The 5,268-nt window shown below is 69.7% G+C and carries 3 protein-coding genes; all 3 read left to right on the top strand.

Annotated elements, in window-relative coordinates; genetic code table 11:
* On the top strand, positions 1-2,432 hold a 2,432-nt coding region (gene polA, locus LQV45_RS17065), incomplete at its 5' end, for a DNA polymerase I (protein WP_230008050.1).
* A gap of 70 nt (positions 2,433-2,502) precedes the next feature.
* A complete protein-coding gene (locus LQV45_RS17060) occupies positions 2,503-4,179 on the top strand; it encodes a DUF885 domain-containing protein (protein WP_230008049.1) in 1,677 nt (558 codons plus the stop codon).
* A 94-nt stretch (positions 4,180-4,273) separates the two neighbouring features.
* A partial coding sequence (locus tag LQV45_RS17055) for an LLM class flavin-dependent oxidoreductase (protein WP_230008048.1) occupies positions 4,274-5,268 on the top strand: 995 nt, incomplete at its 3' end.

Below are 5,268 nucleotides of genomic sequence, written 5' to 3'. Positions count from 1 at the left end.
CGTTCCGCACGCGCGAGTACACCGAGTACAAGGCCAATCGCAGCGAGTCCCCGGCCGAGTTCAAGGGACAGATCCCGCTGCTGCAGAACTGCCTGCGCGCCATGAACGTCGAGGTGCTGACGAAAGAGGACTTCGAGGCCGACGACATCCTCGCGACGCTCGCCACCGAGGGCGCCGACGAGGGTTTCTCGGTGCTGGTGTGCTCGGGCGACCGCGACACGATCCAGCTCGTCTCCGATGACGTCACGCTGCTCTACCCCAACGTGCAGGGCGTCTCGCAGCTGAAGCGCTACGACACCGACGCCGTCATCGAGAAGTACGGTCTGCCGCCGGCGCAGTACCCCGAGATCGCGGCCCTGGTCGGCGAGACGAGCGACAACCTGCCCGGCGTGCCCAAGGTCGGCGAGAAGACCGCCGTGAAGTGGCTGACCCAGTGGGGCTCGCTCGAGGCGCTGCTCGACAACGCCGACAAGGTCACGGGGGTCGTCGGCAACAACCTGCGCGAGCACCTCGACGACGTCAAGCGTAACCGCACCCTGAACCGCCTGCTCCGCGATGTCGAGCTGCCCGTGCGCCCGGCCGATCTGGCGCTGCAGCCCATCGACACCCAGGCCGTGCGCGACATCTTCGCGCGCCTCGAATTCCGCACCCTGCTGCCGCGCGTCTTCGATGCCTTCGGCGCCGACCCCTCGGGCGCCGTCGAAGAGGCCCGCCCCACCGCCGCGGCCCCGACCGCTGCGCCCCTCGACGCCGAGGGGATCGCCGCGTGGGCCGCCGCGGCCACGGGCACCGTGGGGGTGACTCTCGCCCTCGTCGGGTCGACCCCGACGCGCATCGGCCTGGCCACGGCCGACTCCGCGGCCGAGGCGGAGTGGACCGACGCGGTCCGGGACGCCCTCGCCGGATGGCTGGCATCCGATGCGCCGAAGGCGTTCGCCGCTGCCAAGCCCCAGATCAAGGCGCTCGCCCGCGAGGGCGTCGTGGTCGGGGGAATCGCCGACGACGTGATCGTCGCCGGATGGCTCGTGCGTCCGAGCTTCCCCGACAAGACGCTCGCCGACCTCGTCGACCGCTACCTCGACGAAAAGCTGCCCGAGGCCGATCCGACGCAACTCGTTCCCGAGACCGACGGGGCGACCCCGGGCCAGCTGTCCTGGTACGTGCTCCGGGTGTCCGAGGCACAGCGCGCCGAGCTGCCCGAATCGGTCGCCGGCGTCCTCGACGACATCGAGCTGCCCACGCTCGGCGCCCTCGCCGGCATGGAGCTCGCGGGCGTGGCCGTCTCGCACGAGAAGCTGTCCGCGTTCTCGGGCGAGCTCGCCGAACGTGCCGAGCAGCTGGCGCAGCAGGCCTACGCCTCGATCGGGCACGAGGTGAACCTCGGTTCGCCCAAGCAACTGCAAGAGGTGCTGTTCGACGAGCTCCAGCTGCCGAAGACCCGCAAGACCAAGAGCGGGTACACCACGGATGCCGCCGCCCTCGCCGACCTGCAAGAGAACGCGCACCACCCGTTCCTCGACCTGCTGCTGCGCCACCGCGAGGCCACGAAGCTCAAGCAGATCATCGACGCGTTGGACGCGGCGATCGGCCCGGACGGCCGCATCCACACCACATACGTGCAGACCGGCAGCCAGACCGGGCGCCTGTCGAGCACCGACCCGAACCTGCAGAACATCCCGATCCGCACCGAAGAGAGCCGTCGCATCCGCGCCGCGTTCGAGGTGGGCGAGGGCTACGAGACCCTGCTGACCGCCGACTACTCGCAGATCGAGATGCGCATCATGGCGCACCTGTCCGGCGACCCCGGCCTCATCGAGGCGTTCAACTCCGGAGAAGACCTGCACCGGTTCGTCGGTTCGCGCGTCTTCGGTGTCGAGCCCTCCGAGGTCACCCCCGCGATGCGCACGAAGGTCAAGGCGATGTCGTACGGCCTCGTCTACGGCCTGTCTGCTTTCGGACTGTCCAAGCAGCTACGCATCGAGCAGTCCGAGGCCAAGCAGCTCATGCTCGAGTACTTCGCCCGGTTCGGGGCGGTGCGCGACTATCTGCGCGGCTCCGTCGAGCAGGCCCGGCAGGACGGCTACACCGAGACGATCTGCGGCCGGCGGCGTCCCTTCCCCGACCTCACCAGCATGAACCGAGTGCTGCGCGAGAACGCCGAGCGCGCCGCGCTCAACGCGCCGATCCAGGGCAGCGCCGCCGACATCATGAAGATCGCGCTGTTCCGCATCCGCGACGAACTGGCATCCGCGGGCCTGCGTTCGCGCGTGCTGCTGCAGATCCACGACGAGCTCGTCGTCGAGGTCGCGACGGGGGAGTGGGATGCCGTGGAGTCGATCGTGCGCGCGCGCATGGCCGACGCGGCCGACCTCACGGTGCCGCTCGACGTGCAGATCGGCCGCGGCGGCGACTGGGACGAAGCAGGGCACTGACGGCGGGAACCGCGACCGCGGTCGCGGCCCCCGGGTGGCCAGGGTCCCGTGCCTTCCCTAGGCTCGATGCATGACTGATGCACAACGCACCCCCACGCCGATCGACACGATCGCCGATGCGTGGGTGGACACCCTGGCCGAGCGCGTCCCCACGCTCGCCACCTACATCGGACGCACCGAGTTCAACGACCGCTTCGGCGACTACAGCCCCGAGGGCGCGAACGAGCTCGCCGACCAGGCGCGGGCCACGAAGGCCGCCCTCGACAACGCCACTCCCGTCGACGCGATCGACGAGGTCACGAAGATGGACCTGGGGCGCGAGCTCGACCTGCATCTCGAGCTCCACACCGCCCAGACCCACCTGCGCGACGTCAACGTGATCGCCTCGCCCGCGCAGGACCTGCGCCAGGCGTTCGACCTCATGCCCACCGCGACGGTGGACGACTGGTCGACGATCGCCACGCGACTGAAGGCGCTGCCGGGCGCGATCGACGGCTACATCGCGACGCTGCGCGAGGGCATGGCCCGCGGTGTGGTGCCCGCCCGACGCCAGGTCGTCGAGGTGGCGACGCAGATCGGGCGCTACACGGCCGACACCGGCTTCTTCGCGGAGTTCGTCGGCGACGCCGCCCCGGACGAGGGCCAGCTGCCCGCGTCGCTCGCGCGCGATCTCGCGCAGAACTCCGGTGCCGCACGGGTCGCGTACGACGCCCTCGCATCCTTCCTGTCGACCGAGCTCGCCCCGGTCGCGGGCGAGACCGACGGCGTGGGTCGCGAACTGTACGCGCTCCACTCGCGCCAGTTCCTCGGCGCGACGATCGACCTCGACGAGACCTACGAGTGGGGCGTCGAGGAGCTCGCCCGCATGGTCGCCGAGCAGGAGTCGATCGCGAACGAGATCCTCCCCGGCGCGAGCGTCGAAGAGGCCGTGGCGTTCCTCGAGAAGGACGAGTCGCGCAAGCTCCACGGCACCGCGGCCCTCCAGGAGTGGATGCAGCGGACGAGCGACCGCGCGGTGGAGGAGCTGGGCCGCACCCACTTCGACATCGCCGAGCCGATCCGGCGCCTCGAGTGCATGATCGCCCCCACGAAAGAGGGCGGCATCTACTACACCGGTCCCACCGATGACTTCTCGCGCCCGGGACGCATGTGGTGGTCGGTGCCCGAGGGCGTCGACAGCTTCGACACGTGGCGCGAGCTCACCACCGTCTACCACGAGGGCGTTCCGGGCCACCACCTGCAGATCGCGCAGGCGGTCTACAACCGCGGCGAACTGAACTCGTGGCGGCGTCTCCTCGCCGGGACCAGCGGTCACGCCGAGGGCTGGGCACTGTACGCCGAGCGCCTCATGGAACAGCTCGGGTACCTCGACGACCCCGCCGACCGCCTGGGCATGCTCGACGGGCAGCGGATGCGCGCCGCCCGCGTGGTGCTCGACATCGGCGTGCACCTGGGCAAGCCGCGGCTCGACGGCGAGGGTGTCTGGGACCACGACTACGCCCTGGCCTTCATGCTGCGCAACGTCAACATGCCCGAGGAGTTCGTGAAATTCGAGGTCAACCGCTACCTCGGATGGCCGGGCCAGGCGCCTTCGTACAAGGTCGGCCAGCGCATCTGGGAGCAGGTGCGCGACGAGGCCCGCGAGCGCGAGGGGGCGGCCTTCTCGATGAAGACGTTCCACACGAAGGCGCTCGACATCGGCGGCGTCGGGCTCGACACGCTGCGCCAGGCTCTGGCATCCGTCTGATCCGGATCGGGGCGTTCCCGAAAGGGGACGCCCCGATTCACGGGAATAGCAGCGGGGGGCATAAAGTTCATTCATCCGAATGCAAGGAGACGCCATGAACGATCGCCCCGTCGAGCTCGGACTCGACACCTTCGGAGACATCTCTCGCGGCCCCGACGGCAGCCTGCAGTCCGACGCGCAGACCATCCGCAACGTCGTGGATCAGGCCGTGCTCGCCGACCAGGTCGGTCTGTCGTTCTTCGGCGTGGGGGAGCACCACCGCAAGGACTTCGCCGTCACGAGCCCCGAGATCGTGCTGGCCGCCGCCGCCGCGCGGACGTCGAACATCCACCTCGGCACCGCCGTCACGGTGCTCTCGTCCGACGACCCGGTGCGCGTGTACGAGCGGTTCGCGACCCTGGATGCCGTCTCGAACGGCCGCGCCGAGGTGATCCTCGGTCGAGGGTCGTTCATCGAGTCGTTCCCGCTGTTCGGCTACGACCTGCGCGACTACGAGCAGCTCTTCGAGGAGAAGCTCGAGCTGTTCTCGATGCTTCTCGACGAGAAGCCCGTGACGTGGTCGGGACGCACCCGCGCCGGCCTGCAGGACGCCGATGTGTACCCCAAGACCGAGAACGGCCTGAAGGCATGGGTCGGGGTCGGCGGCTCTCCCGAGTCCGTGGTGCGCGCGGCGCGCTACGGCTACGGTCTGGTGCTCGCGATCATCGGGGGATCCTCGGCGAGGTTCCGCCCGTTCGCCGACCTCTACCGCCGCTCGCTCGACGAGCTCGGAAAGCCGCAGATGCCGATCTCGGTGCACTCGCCCGGCCACGTGGCCGAGACGGACCAGCAGGCCTGGGACGAGGCTTTCGAGGGCGTGGCCGAACTCAACAACACCATCGGCCGTGAGCGCGGCTGGCCCGAGTACAACCGGATGCGCTTCCAGCACGACGTCGGGCCCGAGGGCGCGATGTACATCGGCTCGCCCGAGACGGTGGCCCGCAAGATCGCCGCGACCGTGCGGGCGCTGGGCAACTCCCGCTTCCAGCTGAAGTTCGCCAGCGGCTCGATCTCGCACGATCGCCTCATGTCGAGCATCGAGCTGTACGG

The sequence above is a fragment of the Microbacterium sp. Bi128 genome (assembly GCF_918698205.1).
Note: the sequence above shows the minus strand (reverse complement) of the source record. Positions and strands in the feature narration are given on the sequence as shown.

Excerpts from the sequence above, each read along its gene's own strand:
- LQV45_RS17060 (WP_230008049.1), top strand. The coding sequence starts at position 2,503 with ATGACTGATGCACAACGCACCCCCACGCCGATCGACACGATCGCCGAT.